A 14,963-nucleotide genomic window follows, 5' to 3' on the forward strand; every position below is an offset into this window, starting at 1 on the left:
CATCTTTCCAAGAGGGAAACAGCCGGCAGTCTCCCAGGAGGGAGGATGCACAATTCTAATTGTCGCTGATGCCCAAGAATAATTGTCGCCGATCACTCCAGGCGGCCAAGGCGACCAACACCTATGACAGAAAACTGTCCACCCTGGCCAAGACGGACCTGCTCATCATCGACGACTTCGGGTTGAAACCCTTTAAATCCTCGGAGGATGAGGATTTTCACGACCTGATCGCCGAGCGCTATGAGCGCTGCGCAACGGTCATCACCAGCAACCTGGACTTCGCCGAATGGGGGGAGGCTTTCAACAATAAACTGCTGGGGGCGGCGACCTTGGACCGGATTAGGCATGGAGCCTACAAGGTCATTCTTGAAGGAAGGAGCTATCGAAGCTCCCGAGAGGAAGCGGCGCTTAAAAACCTCGTTGCCGGTGCGGAGGAAAACACCTAACTTTTCGATGCGTCCGAACCCCGGAATCGCCACCCAAGGTGGCTCCATTACGGGTGCACATCGCTGGCTCCATTAGGGCGGTCAATGACATTTCCAGGACAGCACGACATGGGGGTACTTCCGCCCCCAGGTTTCCTCGAACTCGGCCAGGGCCATGAGGCCGGCTTCCTCTGTTGGCGTTGTGTAAATCGAGCGCAGGGAACTGGCAACCTCCTTGCGATCCTTCCAAGCCATTTGCGCCAGCGAGTTCCTGACCTGGTGAACGAGGCAACGCTGGATTTCAGCCTGGGGATACACGGCCCTGATGGCTTCAGGAAAGCCGGTCAGGCCATCCACGGCAAAAATCAGCACGTCGTTTACGCCCCGGTTTTTGAATTCATTGAGCACGCCGAGCCAGTACTTGGCGGATTCGCTTTGGCCAAGCCAGATGCCGAGGCACTCCTTGCGGCCCTTCATGGTCACCCTCCCGGGCTGACCATAACCGGTCACCTACCCACGGAAAACCCGGAAGGACCAACTTGAAGAGCCATGGAATTTGTAGTAGTTCTATAGCACCTCATCGTTCCCGGGCCGCTGTCCGCCTCACCTCAGGCCGTCACGACGGCTCCGGGACCGTCCAGGTCCATGTGGGAACGGCTTGTGGAGGGGGCTTCGTTCCGCTGGTGCTGGAAAAACTTGTCCGCACGCTGACGCGTGCTGTAATGTTGCCGGCAGGAGGCGTTCAGATCTAGCTGGCCCTGGCTGGCACCGACAAGCGCACGTCTATCGACGTGCCTGTCCATCCTGGTTTCAGAGCAGCTACACCTTGACCCGATTCCGGCCACCTCTTCGGCTTTTGCAACCGCAGCCACCGGACTTGCCGGTGGCATTCGATTTCAAGAATAGTATCGGACTTTTTCCAAGGAGTTTTTATATGATATTAGCGCAATCTGAAATGGTTGTAGAAAAATTTTTAATACGAGGTGAAAGAGTATATATTTTTTTAAAGCCGATGATCAACCACGACCAGTTGGGGAATTTCTTATTAACAACGAAGATGATTCAAACAAATAATCCGTCAGATCTAACAGCCGAAAGGCTTGGGCCTAAGCTAGACATAAATTTAGATAAATTCAAAAACATTAGCTGCCTGTGTGCTACAATAAAAAAAGAAGCTGAACCAGTTGAATCATTTTTTTTGTATAAAATGTGCAATAACACGTTATTTAAAGTTCCATTTATTGGTGAAGCGAGAAAAAAATTATATTTTTACAACGAACAAATGGTTAACGACTCTCAAGTAATGTGGGATGAAGGAAGATTTATCGATCTTGAAACAAGGGCGTATGCTTTTTATCAGCTTTCAAAATACTTTTCAACACCGCGTTATGTGCCAGTCTTTGCGTCAGTCGCTTTTTCTTATCAAGCTATCGACATGATCTCGATAGAGAAAGCTAATTCAGCATATAATTTATTGATAAACAACTATAAATACATAAACGAACTGTCCTTGGGAAAAAATGTAAGGGAAAATAGGCACCATTTAGATTTTTCAATGTTATGCGCCAAGTGGCATCTGGAACTTTACTTGAATAAACATGAAGAATTAATAACCACGCTAAGGCATATTTTTAAAAAAAGTCTTTTTTTTGATACAACGAGCATGAAAAGAATCTCGGCAGTCAATGTCATAAAGTCATTGATGTTTTATGGATATATTTTGTACTATCTGAATTTGAAAAAGCATTCGGTTACCGTTTTAAAGAGCTGTTTAACTATATATAAAAGTTCAATAAATAATTTTTCAACAAACTCTGATATTGTTCACTTTAAAGAATCTGAAATCTCTCAGCGTGACACAGCGATCGCATTGGCCTTTTATGCTTATATTAATTCAGACAAAACAGAGTTGCATGACTCTTTAAAATTCCACTTTTGGGTTTCCGGAATCGGTGAGCTGTTGTCGAAATATGAAACTTATTTTTTAAGGAGTCGTGATGGGCTGACAAATATGCTTAACCAGCTTCACATCTTTAGGGATAAACTCCAATCCCAAAACATCGACCCGTGTATTTTATCTACTATCAGTGCTGATTTCGATTTCCTTTTTTAGTGGTAGAGTCCACGGAAGTGGTGTAAATTTTGAAGTCGTCCAGGCGGGGGGGCTCCAGCCTGGACGGGATGGGCGAGGTGGCCATCAGGTCCATTGGCTGTAAAGTGAAGTTGCGGAGCCGCACCTGCAACCAAAGGAGACCATGATGGCCGAGGACAGCATGGCATTAATTGAGCTGATGCAAAAGGCCGACGGCGGCGATTTTCTCCGCTCCCTGGCGGAAGCCGTCTTGCAGCTTCTTATGGAGGCCGATGTGGACGGCTTGATCGGAGCCAGCCGCCACGAACGAAGCGCCGAGCGGGTCAGCTACCGCAACGGCTACCGTGACCGCAGCCTTGATACTCGCGTCGGCTCCCTGCAACTGCGCATCCCCAAGCTGCGTCAGGGCAGCTCTTTCCGCCCTTCTTGGAGCCGCGCAAGACCAGCGAACGCGCCTTGGTGGCCGTCATCCAGGAGGCCTGGATCGGCGGTATATCGACGGGGGGGCGACGATCTCGTCCAGGCCATGGGGCTTTCCGGCATCTCGAAATCCCAAGTGTCCAAGCTGTGCAAGGACATCGATGAACGCGTCCATGCCTTCCTTTCCAGGCCGCTGGCCGGGGAATGGCCCTATTTGTGGCTGGACGCGACCTACCTCAAGCAGCGTGAAGGCGGCCGGGTGGTCAGCGCTGCCGGGTTCACTGGATGCGAAACGCCTTGGCTCGCGTCCCTAAATCGCAGCACGCCATGGTTTCCGCCGCCCTGCGCCAGGCCTTGTTACAGCCAGACCTGGCGGCATGTCGCTGACCAGCTTCGCGGCAAATGGCCAAAACTCGCCAGCTTCATGGACGAAACCGAGCACGACGTGCTGGCCTGCATGACCTTCCCGGCACAGCACCGGGTCAAGCTGCACAGCACCAATCCGCTGGAAAGGCTGAATAAAGAGGTGAAACGGCGAGCGGACGTGGTCGGCATCTTCCCCAACGGGCAGCCCATCATCCGGCTCATCGGGGCCATCTTGCTGGAGCAAAACGACGAGTGGCAGCTGCAAAGCCGCTACATGTAGGTCGAGGCCATGGCCGAACTCAACACCCAATCCAACGAGGCGCAGCCAGCCCAAATTCCACCCAGGGCAGCCTGACCGATTGCCACCTCAAGCACACCGGAATTTACACCACATTGACGGACGCGACCTTTTTAGTCCGCTTGCGCGCAACGATCCTGTGCTGGGCAAAGATAAAACAGACGAGGCTCTCTAAATGTCCGACACCAAGTTGGGAGAAATAGTCTCACCCATTTTGGAGAAATTGGAGCTTCCTCCAAGGTATCGTGGCGGTTTTGACGCCTTTACCGGCGAAAGTATTTCCGGCTGGCTCGTGGACACAACCAAGCCCCAGGAGGTTCTCGAACTCGATGTGGTGATTGAGCGCATCAAATTTCCTACGGTAATGACGGGGGGGGACCGTGCAGATATTGCAATGTATCTTCCTAGTTGCAGATGCAAATTTTGTATCTCGATGCGGGATATGCCACTCGATAAGCTGGAAGCTTTGGCGCTACGGCTGCAAAGTTTTGACGAGCAGCAGATGCTGCTTCCCGTCGCGCTGGAGATCGGTATTCCGGGAGGGCCGAAACTCCCCCTTAGTCCAAATGTCCCGAGTCGAAACAGCCTTGCAGCCGCCATCGGTGAGATCCTTCAACTCGACGAGACGCTTGCGCCGATCTCCGGACTCGAGCAACTGATGAGCGGTCCTCGCTATCGCGGCGGCCTCGACGGCTTTATGGATGATCAGTTTTCGGGTTGGCTGGTTGACCTGAAGCATCCAAGCGAAGCGATCGAGATCGAGGGCGCGATCGAGGGGATTGACTTTTTCCAGGGCACGACTGGCAAGCCCAGATACGACTTGGAACAATACTTGCCGGGAAACCATTGTGGCTTCAGCATCAAGATGTATGAGCAACCGCTTGACCGGCTCAGGGATATCTTGCAGCAGCTGGAGTCGCTGGACGAAAAGAACTGCGGCGAGGCCCTTGACCTTCAGATTAAGATTGTAGGCGGTCCGGCTCTGCCGCTCGGAGCGAGCCAGGTTAACCGGGAAACATTCCGAAACGCGCTCGCCGGGCTGATCGCAAAGTTGGATGAAGAAGTTAGCGGGGATGTTTCGCTCGAGATCCCCGCGAAGGACAGGCTCGCGAGTTCGATCGATGTCTTCAATCCGCTGCATATTGCCGGCCTATTCTGGGACCGACTTCACCCCAACCTCGCTTTGTCGCTAGAGGTCCGACGCAATGGCCGTTGCGTGCACCGCGGCAATGTCGTGGGTCAGAAGCCGGTTGAGTTGACTGTGGCAGATCTCGAACTGTCACCGAAAGATATTTCCGAGATCGCCGCTTCCGGTCATGTGGACCTCGATTTGCTCATTGCCGGCAATGCCGTGCTCGAAAAACGCTTCATGGTGGAGGTTTCCGCCGACGGCTCCTTCGGAGTCCTTCTGAACCATCTGTCGTTGCAACGGATTTCCGGCCAGGTGATGTTCGCTCCGCAATTCGCCGAGAGCACGGAAATTCTCCTTCGTCGCGGAGATCAGATACTGGACTGCTTCGCGACAGATCCCCAGGACCGTAGCTTCGACATAGAACTCTCTGGCGCCGCGCAGGACAACGTAACGGCGCCGCTGTCGCTCGGGCCGGACGACGTCAAGGACACGGCGGAGCAGCGAATCCCGCTATGTTTTGCGAGTGAGCCGGCGATCATCGATCTGGATATCAAGGGGGACCGCATCATCGGACAGGTGCGGGATTTCGGCGGCGACGCCGAGATAGGGGTCGAAATTCTGATCGATGGCCAAGCGATTGCCATTGAAGTCCTCCGTCCGCCGGTGGACCAGGGCGACATCGACAGGCCTTTCGCGGTGCCCGTTTCCGCGCGATGCCGCGAAGGCCATTCGCACCAGGTCGCGGCACGACTGGTGGGTAGTGCGACGGTCTACCCGGATAATCCCTTGATGTTCCGGGCAGACTACCCGGAGCAGGTCGCATTGATCCGGGTGGAAGCGATGCCGGATGGCCATATCGAGGGCTGGGCGGTGATGCCGTGGCAGCCCGATGTTTCGCCGAGGGTGCGGCTGCTGCAAAACGACTCCGAGGTTTGCTGGACCGTCGCCAATCGCTTCCATCCCATGCTGGCGGAAAACGGCCTGGTTCCGGAGCATCGCGGTTTCGAGTTCGCGCCCGGCGAAGCGAAGGCCGTTGAATATGTTTTGCGTTTCGAGGACCAGGACGGCGCTATCATCAAGGACGTTGCCCTCGTCATGCCCGTGGGGAAGGGAAATTTCACCATTGAGGCCGCCGGCCACAGCCGGAGCGGTCTCTGTATTGCGCTGCCCGATCCTTTTGCCAATGCCGCTACGCGCGAAGAAACCCGGACCCTGCTCATGGGAGCGGCCGAGGCTGTTCAAGCCGGCGAAGAGGAGGTCACCGTCGCTTTCCCCGGCAGCTTCCGTGGCGGCGCCGGGGTCGGATGTTCTGTTAAGGATCTTCTGAACGATCTGATAGGGAGCAAGAACGCCCAGACGTTGGCCCGCGCCCGCTTCGTGGTCGTTCCGGAGGCGCCAGTCGATACTACTGCCAGCGGCGGGCAGAAGTCGGCTTTGGCACTCGACATTTGGGTCCGGGCGAACCGGTTCTCGCGGGTGGTCGCGACTTCGCGGGGGGGCATGCTGGCCTATTGCGCCGCCTCGCGGCGGCAAGGGCTCCTGCCAGGAACCGAGATTGTATTGCTCGCGGAGGCCTTCACGATTCCGGATCGCCTGGCCGCAGACCAGTTGTTCGACGAACCGGGACTTCTGTTCGACGAGGCGCTGGAACGTCTTGCGATCAAGGCCTCCGACCGGATTCTGAGTGCGAACCTGCAAGTAGCGGAAGCAATCCGGCAGATCGCACCGAATGATGTACCGCGGCTGGAGCTGGTCCGGATTGGTCTCGGCGAACTGCCGCGGCTGCCCGCGGTCTCGGTCGATCAGGATATTGTGGATTGGCTGGTGTTCGTCGGTCCGTTGCGGGCACAAAACGGCCTGATTCATGTCTGCAACGCGCTCGACCGTCTTACCGGGCGTATGACGGCCGAACGTCGAAAGACCATAGGCATCGCCTTCGTCGGCCCTTCGGACTGGTTGCGTGGCAAGGATTGCGCCGCCTATCTCCGCGATCGGAGTCGAAAGTGGCCGTTTCGTCTGCGCTTGTTGACCGATCTCGATTGGCAAAGCAATGCGCGCGTACTGGCTCCCCTCGGAGGCAAGGGCGTGCTACTCGTCACGCCGCAACTCGAAGGCACGGTTTGGGACACCTTGGCAAGGACCCTTGGTCTGCGTCCGCTCCGGCGCGGTCCTGAGCGCGACGACAACGCCTGGGCACTTGCCGAGGACATTGTGGCGACGCTCGACGGGGCCGAGGCTTCGACCGCAGAGGTAACAGACGTGCCGACACTCGCGTCGCTGCTTCGCGCTTCGGTCCCTGCACCAGCCAGGACGACGCAGTCGCCGCAGCCATTGCCGAAAGTGACCATCTGCGTCACTCATTTCAACCGCCCGGCCCTACTGCGCCAGACCCTGGCTTCGATCGTTGCGAACGAGTATCCGGATTTAGAAATCATCGTGGTGGACGACGGCAGCACGCTGCCCGGGGTGAGCGAGGAGCTCGCCGAGATCGAAACCTGGCTCGCCAACCACAACGGCAGGATCGTGCACCAGAAAAACCGTTACCTCGGCGCCGCACGCAACACGGCGGCCAGGAACGCGACCGGCGACATGCTGATTTTCATGGATGACGACAACCTCGCCACTCCGGGGATGATCCGCAGCTTCCTCGATTTTCATCTCAACACCGGCGCGGAAATCATAACTGCCCGCTTTGGTTTGTTCGACGGAACCGATGCAATTGATCCGCAGCGAGACGTTCCGCGGCAGATCGGGATACCCCTGACGCCGGACATGGCGCTTGGAGTGATCTCGAACTGCTTCGGGGATGCTAACATGATGATCACGCGCTCCGTCTTTGATCGAATCGGCGGTTTCACCGAGGATTACGGGCGGGGTCACGAGGATTGGGAGTTGTTTGCGCAGGCCTCCACCTTGGGAATCCGTCACGAACTGGTCAACATTCCTCTGTTCTGGTATCGCGTAGCCCCGACCAGCATGTTGCGAAATCGCGAGAGCAAGGCCTCCGATTTGCTGCGCAACATCCGCGCCTATGCTTCCACGCTCTCGCCGGAAATCTTCCGCATTGTGCAGTTGGGCCAAGGCCTGACGGAGCGTTGGGATCGGCCCTCGGTGCACGGCCTCTTGCCTGCCCGCTCCGGCCTTGCGACCATCAACCGCCTCGCCTGGGGGCGCGTGGCCGTGATCATGCGGACCAAGGACCGTCCGCTTCTATTGCGTCGCGCGATCGATAGCGTCCTGCACCAGACCTACCAAGATTGGGTGCTGGTCATCGTCAACGACGGGGGCGATTCGGCGCCGATCGAGAAATTGCTCGAACAGCGTCGCAACAGGTTGCAGGGGCGCTTCCTGCTGATCAACAATCCCAAGTCGACCGGGATGGAGAACGCTTCCAACGCCGGTGTAACCCATTCGGCCAGCGAGTTCTTGGTGGTGCACGATGACGATGACAGCTGGACCCCACGCTTCCTAGAACGCTGCGTCAACCATCTTGACAGCGTTTCGCCGGAAGTCGCGGGAGTGGTGACACAGGCCACGGTGATCATTGAGGAGATTGCCGGCAATGAGGTAGTCGAGCGCGATCGCTACCCATTCAAGCAACTCGAGGCGCTGGCACTCACCAATCTTAGCAGCGAAAACGAATTTCCGCCGATTTGCTTTTTATTCCGTCGTTCTGTGATGGAGTTGGTCGGCATGTTTAATGGCGAGCTGCCTGTCCTCGGCGATTGGGATTTCCATCTTCGGGTAGTGCAGCGCTATCAAGTCGATGTTCTGCGCGAGAGCTTGGCTAACTATCATCACCGGGTTGTCGGTGCCGGCGGCGGCTATGACAATACGGTCGTGGCGATGAAGGATACGCATCGAATCCAGCGGACAAAATACATCAATCGCTATCTGCGGGCCGCCTTGCGGTCTGGTGACCTGAGCGAAGGGGAATTCCTCTATCACGGCGAAATACGGCGTAACCAGATCGAGCGGTTTGATGACCTCAAGAACCATCTTTTTTGGCTTGAAAAGTTGCTCAATGATCAGCGTAGCCACACGAACTATCTCGAGGAACTCATCAAAAAAACGTCAGGAAATTGATACTCGTCATGGGAACAAGCAGAATGGTCGAATCTTCTGATTGCATGGGGCTGGTCGATCCAGCTGAAGAAACTGTGCCTTTCGCGTTACGGAAATGGGCCGAGCGTTTCGACGTCATTTCCTTCGACATATTCGATACGGCTTTGTACCGAAAAGGCGTCTTCCGTCCGGTGGACATGTTCTATCGGATCGGTTTCCAAGCCAAACCGCTGACCGGGCTTGATCCCGCGAGCTTCGCCGAGGTGCGCATCAACGCCGAGCGTGAAGCCCGCTCGCGATTGGTGCAGCGTAACGGGCACGAGGTCCACCTCGACGAGATATATACAGCGTTCAACGACCTGCTGCCTACCCGAGGACGGTTGCGATTGAGACCAGCCGTCCTAACGGAACTCACGCAGATCGAGATCGCCATCGAACTGGCGTCTCTCCGGCCTATGCCTTCGGTGAAGGCCTTCTACAACTGGGCCATTGGAGCGGGGAAACGGATCTTCTTCGTGTCTGATTTCTACATGCCGAAGTCGGTACTGGCCTCCGTTCTCGAACGGGAGGGCTACGGCCAGTACGAAGCGCTGTTCGTCTCGATTGACGAGGACTGCACCAAGCATCACGGCGATCTTTACGATCTCGTTTGCATGCGGATGGGGCTTGAGCGGAGCAGCATCCTCCATGTCGGAGACAATACATGGGCAGACGGGTCGCGTGCGCTGCAGGCACGCATCATCCATCTGCCGGTGAATAATCCTGCCCAGCGGCTGGTCGAGCGGCAGGCGCTTGATTGGCGTAAGCCGATCCCACCGCTGACGAGCAGCATGTTGGCCTTCGAGAAGACCTACCTGTTCAACTACGGGCTGCGCTTTGAGGATCCCGGCGACCGGTCGCTGCCTGAGCGTGTCGGATACGAGGCCTTGGGGCCACTGCTGCTCGGTTTGGCCAGTTGGCTCTATGAGGAGTCGGCGCGCGAGGGTTTCTCTTGCTACCACTTCTGCTCGCGCGACGGGCTGGTGATGAAGAGCGCCTTCGATCTCTATCAGGCGCATTTTGGAGAGCGGATCCGCACGGATTATCTCGAAGTATCGCGTCAAGTCATTTATCGGGCGCGGGCCGCGTTCGATCCCGATTGCGCAGAAGAGCTGTTCTTGCAGAACTGGCTAATCCTTAGTCCCGCCGAGGTGTTGCGTCGCTGGCGTCTCGATCCGGCGGATCTAAGCAAAGAAATCCTCGCTTCGGGTTTTTTCGGGCCAGATGACGTCGTGCGTATCGGTGACAAGGATGGCGCGAGTCGTCTCCGCAAACTGTTCCACGCATGCCGTGACCGGCTGGATGCGGCCAACTGCGAACATGGCAAGCTTTTCGCCAGTTATCTCGAACAAGATGGCCTGAATGAAGAAGCTAGCCCATGCATCGTCGACATCGGTTGGCACGGCTCTCTACAGAAGGGAATTCAAGCCATTCTGCCAAGAGGGAGCATGCCAATCTTTGGGCGCTATACAGGGCTGTTTCTGCAAGCGGACCAGCAGCGCGACTTCCGCGGAAGTGGCTATCTATTTTCGCTGGACGGGACACCGCGAGCGATAGCGTTGCGCGCGTCCCCCTGTCTTGTTGAGTTGCTGCATACCGCGTCGCATGGTTCGGTGGTCGGCTACAGACGCGAGGGAGAGCGGATCAGGGCTCTCTACGAGGATCTTCCGGACGAGGTCGAGCAGTACAACCATACCATCGGGCCGATCCAGATCGCCGCTTTGAAATTCATCGAAATGGTTCTAGCCGAGACGCGGGCGACGCATGAGCCGATCGCAGCGGACTACGGTTTCGCCGGCCTGTGCCGTCTGCTCAACAGGCCTACTCGCGACGAGGCGGCAGTCCTGGGTCGGCTCCGGATTGCGCCAAACTATGGATGCGGCGCAACGTCCACGGCGTTAACCGACGTTTCGTCGAATGGCTATAGCCTTTGGGATAATGGACTGAGGTGTTCCGGCTTGGTTGGACATCAGGGCCGCTAAAATAGCCTGCCTTTTTCAAGGCTTGGTGTGTCTTTTGGTTGTTGATTTCGTCGCGTTCTTTGTTGGTCGATACAATGGTTGTAGGATTGTTCTTCGGCTTGTCGATGCCGATGCCTTCTTTCTGATCCGCAAGGATGCCTTCGACTTTTCCTTTTGTAAGCTCCTTGATTCGCTCCTTCCTGGTCGCTTCAACAAGACATCCTTTGGCTCTGAAATGCGCGATGGCTTCAGCGGTTTTCCGATCTATAATGTCGAGGATGGCTTTCTGGTCCGCTTTATCCTTCTGGCGCACGATCTCGCGCGACTCGATGGCTTGAACCAACGCAAATCCTTTAAGAATTCATCCATGATGATGACCTGCCGGCCTTCCTCGGACCAGTCAATTCTTGAGGGTGGCTCCTGGGATTGAGTTGTTGCCGACCATCTGCGCAAAGGCCATCGGCGTCATTTTGCCGAGGCTCGAATGCGGCCGCACCTCGTTGTAAGTCCTACGCCAATCCTCAATGACCACCTTGGCTTCCGTCCGAGAGCGAAACCACTCCATAGAGAGGCATTCGTCCCGGAATTTGCCGTTGAAGCTTTCGGCTTCGCCTCACCTCGGAGGGAAAAAATTATTAGCGCCGTTTTTTTACATCCGTTTTGGGTCTGCTATCATAGCACTTTCGAGACCACCCCAAACGGCCAGTTTTCAGGTCTTTCATTTTCCCTGGGAAAAGTCGGAAAATCGGAAATATGGCCGTCTGCTCAGCGTCAATTACTCTTGGGCACTGACGACAACTATTTTTGTGCATCCACCTCGGCCTCAGCCATGTGATCTTCGGGTTTGAGGTCGGCCCCGCGTCCGTCATCATCGCCACGCGGCTGTGAGACCGCATCCCTGTCCGTCCCGTCTTGGTCTTCTCGCTCATCAGCTTTCTCACCTGCGCATCCGTTATCATTTCAGCCGGCTATCATCTTTCCAAGAGGGAAACAGCCGGCAGTCTCCCAGGAGGGAGGATGCACAATTCTAATTGTCGCTGATGCCCAAGAATAATTGTCGCCGATCAGCCGTCCTGAAAAATCTAATACATTGATTTGACAGGAGATAGATGGGGTTAAGGGCCATGAGTAAAAAATCTCAAAAAATACCCTTGCCAAGTGGTATATCGAGGTATATTTAGTGGAGTCATGAAGATTAAATCCATTGTCGGCAAGGGCACGGTGGTTGGAAAACATCAAGCAGGAGGATTAATTTCCCATGGGGTCAGTCGTCATCAAGTACAAACCAAAGGCACAGCGCCAAAAGGATGCGCTGAGTAAAAAACTCCGGCCTATCCTCGACGCGCTGGAACAACATCTGCTCGAAACAGCAGGTAAACCGTATGGGCGCGGCTGGGATAGCCTCGGACCCCTTCCAGAATTGGACGGGAAAATGCACTGTCACCTTAATTTTAAGAATGTAGCCATCTGGGATATCCAAGAGAAATCTTCCAAGGGTAGCACCGAGACAACGATTCTTGTTGAGTATGTCGGAAAGCGTGATAACGCATACAAGAACAAGAAGTAACAACCTGTGATCATCAAAAGGGGGGGGAGGCATCCTTCCCCCTATAATAAAAGATAGCGAAGGAAATAAAAAAATGGCATTCACAACGGCAAGGATCGAAATCCCGTCTGATTCGCTTCCTCTTGTCGGGCAATTGGTAAAGAAGTTGGGCGGGAAGGTATTCAAGGATTGTGGCGCGGAAGAAGTTCTTTTTACTGCTCCTGTTATTGAAGAAAAAGAACGTGTTTCGCGCATGTTGAAAGGGTTGCGTCTTCGTGCTGATTTGACGCAAAAGGGACTTGCGAAACAAATTGGGGTTCCGCAAAGTCATATTAGCGAATACGAAAAAAACAAACGCAAAATCCCCCGTGAAAAAGCATCTGATCTTGCGCGCATTCTGAAAACTGTTGAATCGGATTTTATCTATAAAGATTAATTCTTTATAGATAATGTAAAAAGAGGTTGGGACTAAAAAAGTTCCAACCTCAATTTTTATTTAGAGGTGTTAAATGCCTCACGAAATAAAGATTGACGTAAAGTCAAGGGTAAAAGTAGGGCGGCATACTTTATTTAGTAGGTTAAAAAATTACTCTGTAGGACTGCTCGTTGTTTCGTTTTTGTCTGCGCTTTTTAGTAGTTTTGGAGCGAACTACATTGTAGAAAATTTTTTACCGCATGATAAGAAGAATATTGAAAATACAATTCAGGGAAAGGTTTTAGAGCTTGAAGAGGCAAAAATTACATTGGTTAATTTGATTAAATTTATTAATAAGCAACAAGATTCACTGCATGAGCTTTCGGCTAATCTTGAAAAGATTAAACAAGAAAAAAAGAGATTGAACCGATGCTGTCTTTAAGTAAAGAGCAAGCTAAAGCCGTGTTGGCATCGTATGAATCTCGAATAAACGTATGGGAAGAAAGAGGGTGGGGGTTTGCTATCGGTTTATTGACGTCTGTTTTGGGCGGTTTTATTTTACTGTACTCAAGTAAAATCCATATTTTTAAGAAAAAACAGTCGGATTGATGTGTTGATTGCAAACAAAAGGCCGGAACCTCCCGGCTCCGGCCTCATCCTCTCCCAAACCAATCCCGCGCGAGAACTATTCCGCCACCGCTTGCGTCGGCGTGCCGCCCTGTCCCACAGCGGCCTTGAGCGCATCCAGAGAATCCGCGATCCGCACGAGCAACGCGACGATACCGCAAACCAACGTCGCGCTGACCACGCACCCCAACACAACGCCGAAAAAAAGCACCGGGTCTTTACTGGCCGCCCGGCCCAACATCGACATATACCCGAGCGGGGCGACAATCCCCAGCAGCACCCACACCACGGCATTGATGCCGCCCAACAGCTTCGCGATAAACCGATTCATCGCCAACCCTCCATGGCTACAGGTGAATACGCCTTTCGATCTTCAGCACCTTCCATAAATCGACCTTAGCCGCATCAAGTGCAGGCATCAAGCTATTTTTCCGTGCGTCAAACCGATTAACCGCCTGCATATTCACATTATTTCCGAAGCTGAACGCATATATATTATTTTTTTGTTGCCGAAATTCGCCAATCTGGCCCGGTGATACATTCGCCATCGGCGGCAAAGCCGCCACTCTGTAACGTCCATTGCCGCAATCAACGACGACGTTTAAACGGCCTCCCTTGATTTGCGCCTCTACAACAGTCCCACGGATGATTTCGTCAGACGCCGTCGCAACCCGAGGACCATAGCGCCGCTCGTCCTCGCGGGCGCGCTCCTTCATCCGCGCCGTGTCTCGTTCCCGGGCTTCCTTTTGCGCCTGCTCGAATTCCCGGACCTGGGCTTCCGCCCTGGCAACAACGTCTTCCGCCGCCTTCGGTACAGGCTTCGGCCCGGCCGCCATGCGCTCCATGGCCGTGTTCCGCTGGGCCTTTGCCATCGCCTCGGCATACTTGGCTTCCCAGTCAGGAGGCGGGGGCAAATCGAATGACACCCTCTTGGCCGCCTGCGGGGCCTGTACGGCGTTTTTCGGCTCCTGGATGACCTCAACCCTGGCCGGATTGATTTCGGGCTCTATAAGGGCCTCCTGCGGCTTCTCGGCCGGTCCCCCGGCCTTGCTCCGCTGGGCATCCCACCAGTCCCGGATTTCCGGGGTGGTCGTCAGGTGCGCCGGAGGCTCGACGCCCGGGCGAAGATCGTCACCCGGGCTTGTTTGACCCGGGCGAAGCTCGCCCGGGCCACCCATGCCGTGGGAGAACTCCGGCCCGGAATCCTGCTTCGCCGGCTCTGCCGAGCTGGCCAGGGTAGGGGAGGGCTGCGGCCTGGTCGGCTCCGGGATCGGTGCGACCTGCGGCCGCTCGCGCTCCGGCTGCTGGGGACGTGGCCGCACAGGCGGCCTGCTGCTCGACGGGCTGACGCTCCGGGGCCAGGTCCGGCGATTGTACGGCCGGGCGTTCGCCCTCCGACCCCATGGCGGCAGGCTGTTCCGCCTTCGGCGGCGCGTCAAAGACGCTGGCTCCACCATGCGACATCCCGCCATGGCTCATCCCGGGGTCGTCTCAGAAAACGGAAAAAATCGTACGCTAAGCCTGGGCTGAGGCTGGCACCCAGCGGTACAGCGTCGGAATGGACACACCGAGGTTCT

At 55.1% G+C, this 14,963-nt stretch carries 12 protein-coding genes and 1 pseudogene; 9 read left to right on the forward strand and 4 right to left on the reverse strand.

Annotated features, from left to right (window positions below; all coding sequences use genetic code 11):
* The first annotated feature begins 68 nt into the window (after positions 1–68).
* On the forward strand, positions 69–446 hold the full coding sequence (locus Q368_RS0122205; RefSeq protein ID WP_281174660.1) for an ATP-binding protein: 378 nt from the start codon (positions 69–71) through the stop codon (positions 444–446).
* An 81-nt stretch (positions 447–527) separates the two neighbouring features.
* Here the strand turns inward: Q368_RS0122205 and Q368_RS0122210 are convergent, their stop codons facing one another.
* On the reverse strand, positions 528–902 hold the full coding sequence (locus tag Q368_RS0122210; protein WP_029461214.1) for an IS256 family transposase: 375 nt from the start codon (positions 900–902) through the stop codon (positions 528–530).
* Positions 903–1,359: 457 nt separating this feature from the next.
* Between Q368_RS0122210 and Q368_RS26160 the strand changes: the two genes are divergently transcribed.
* From Q368_RS26160 to Q368_RS26165, 5 genes are all read left to right on the forward strand, one after another.
* The gene (locus Q368_RS26160) at positions 1,360–2,538 is read left to right on the forward strand and encodes a hypothetical protein (protein WP_156955852.1); all 1,179 of its coding nucleotides are present in this window, start codon (positions 1,360–1,362) and stop codon (positions 2,536–2,538) included.
* A gap of 142 nt (positions 2,539–2,680) precedes the next feature.
* Positions 2,681–3,583, forward strand: coding sequence for a transposase (locus Q368_RS27510; protein WP_425423691.1), 903 nt, complete (start codon positions 2,681–2,683; stop codon positions 3,581–3,583).
* A gap of 193 nt (positions 3,584–3,776) precedes the next feature.
* On the forward strand, positions 3,777–8,819 hold the full coding sequence (locus Q368_RS24230) for a glycosyltransferase family 2 protein (RefSeq protein ID WP_052360353.1): 5,043 nt from the start codon (positions 3,777–3,779) through the stop codon (positions 8,817–8,819).
* A gap of 8 nt (positions 8,820–8,827) precedes the next feature.
* On the forward strand, positions 8,828–10,819 hold the full coding sequence (locus tag Q368_RS0122230; RefSeq protein ID WP_156955853.1) for a hypothetical protein: 1,992 nt from the start codon (positions 8,828–8,830) through the stop codon (positions 10,817–10,819).
* 34 nt (positions 10,820–10,853) lie between these two features.
* The gene (locus tag Q368_RS26165) at positions 10,854–11,228 is read left to right on the forward strand and encodes a hypothetical protein (protein WP_029461218.1); all 375 of its coding nucleotides are present in this window, start codon (positions 10,854–10,856) and stop codon (positions 11,226–11,228) included.
* Here the strand turns inward: Q368_RS26165 and Q368_RS26170 are convergent.
* Positions 11,199–11,411, reverse strand: a pseudogene (locus Q368_RS26170) (integrase core domain-containing protein); the annotation flags it as partial. The gene Q368_RS26165 and the pseudogene Q368_RS26170 overlap by 30 nt on opposite strands.
* A 645-nt stretch (positions 11,412–12,056) precedes the next feature.
* Here Q368_RS26170 and Q368_RS26175 point away from each other — a divergent pair.
* From Q368_RS26175 to Q368_RS26180, 3 genes are all read left to right on the forward strand, one after another.
* A complete protein-coding gene (locus Q368_RS26175) occupies positions 12,057–12,365 on the forward strand; it encodes a hypothetical protein (protein ID WP_156955855.1) in 309 nt (102 codons plus the stop codon).
* A 73-nt stretch (positions 12,366–12,438) separates the two neighbouring features.
* The gene (locus Q368_RS25245) at positions 12,439–12,780 is read left to right on the forward strand and encodes a helix-turn-helix transcriptional regulator (RefSeq protein ID WP_043786689.1); all 342 of its coding nucleotides are present in this window, start codon (positions 12,439–12,441) and stop codon (positions 12,778–12,780) included.
* Positions 12,781–12,853: 73 nt separating this feature from the next.
* The gene (locus Q368_RS26180; protein ID WP_156955856.1) at positions 12,854–13,201 is read left to right on the forward strand and encodes a hypothetical protein; all 348 of its coding nucleotides are present in this window, start codon (positions 12,854–12,856) and stop codon (positions 13,199–13,201) included.
* Positions 13,202–13,444: 243 nt separating this feature from the next.
* Here Q368_RS26180 and Q368_RS0122250 read toward each other — a convergent pair whose 3' ends face one another.
* Both Q368_RS0122250 and Q368_RS0122255 read right to left on the reverse strand, forming a co-directional pair.
* On the reverse strand, positions 13,445–13,717 hold the full coding sequence (locus Q368_RS0122250; protein WP_029461220.1) for a hypothetical protein: 273 nt from the start codon (positions 13,715–13,717) through the stop codon (positions 13,445–13,447).
* Between the two features lie 16 nt (positions 13,718–13,733).
* Positions 13,734–14,564 carry a hypothetical protein gene (locus Q368_RS0122255; RefSeq protein ID WP_156955857.1) on the reverse strand — a complete coding sequence of 277 codons (831 nt, stop codon included), beginning with the start codon at positions 14,562–14,564 and terminating at the stop codon, positions 13,734–13,736.
* Positions 14,565–14,963: the final 399 nt, after the last annotated feature.

It is taken from the genome of Solidesulfovibrio alcoholivorans DSM 5433, assembly GCF_000702665.1.
Lineage (GTDB): Bacteria > Desulfobacterota > Desulfovibrionia > Desulfovibrionales > Desulfovibrionaceae > Solidesulfovibrio > Solidesulfovibrio alcoholivorans.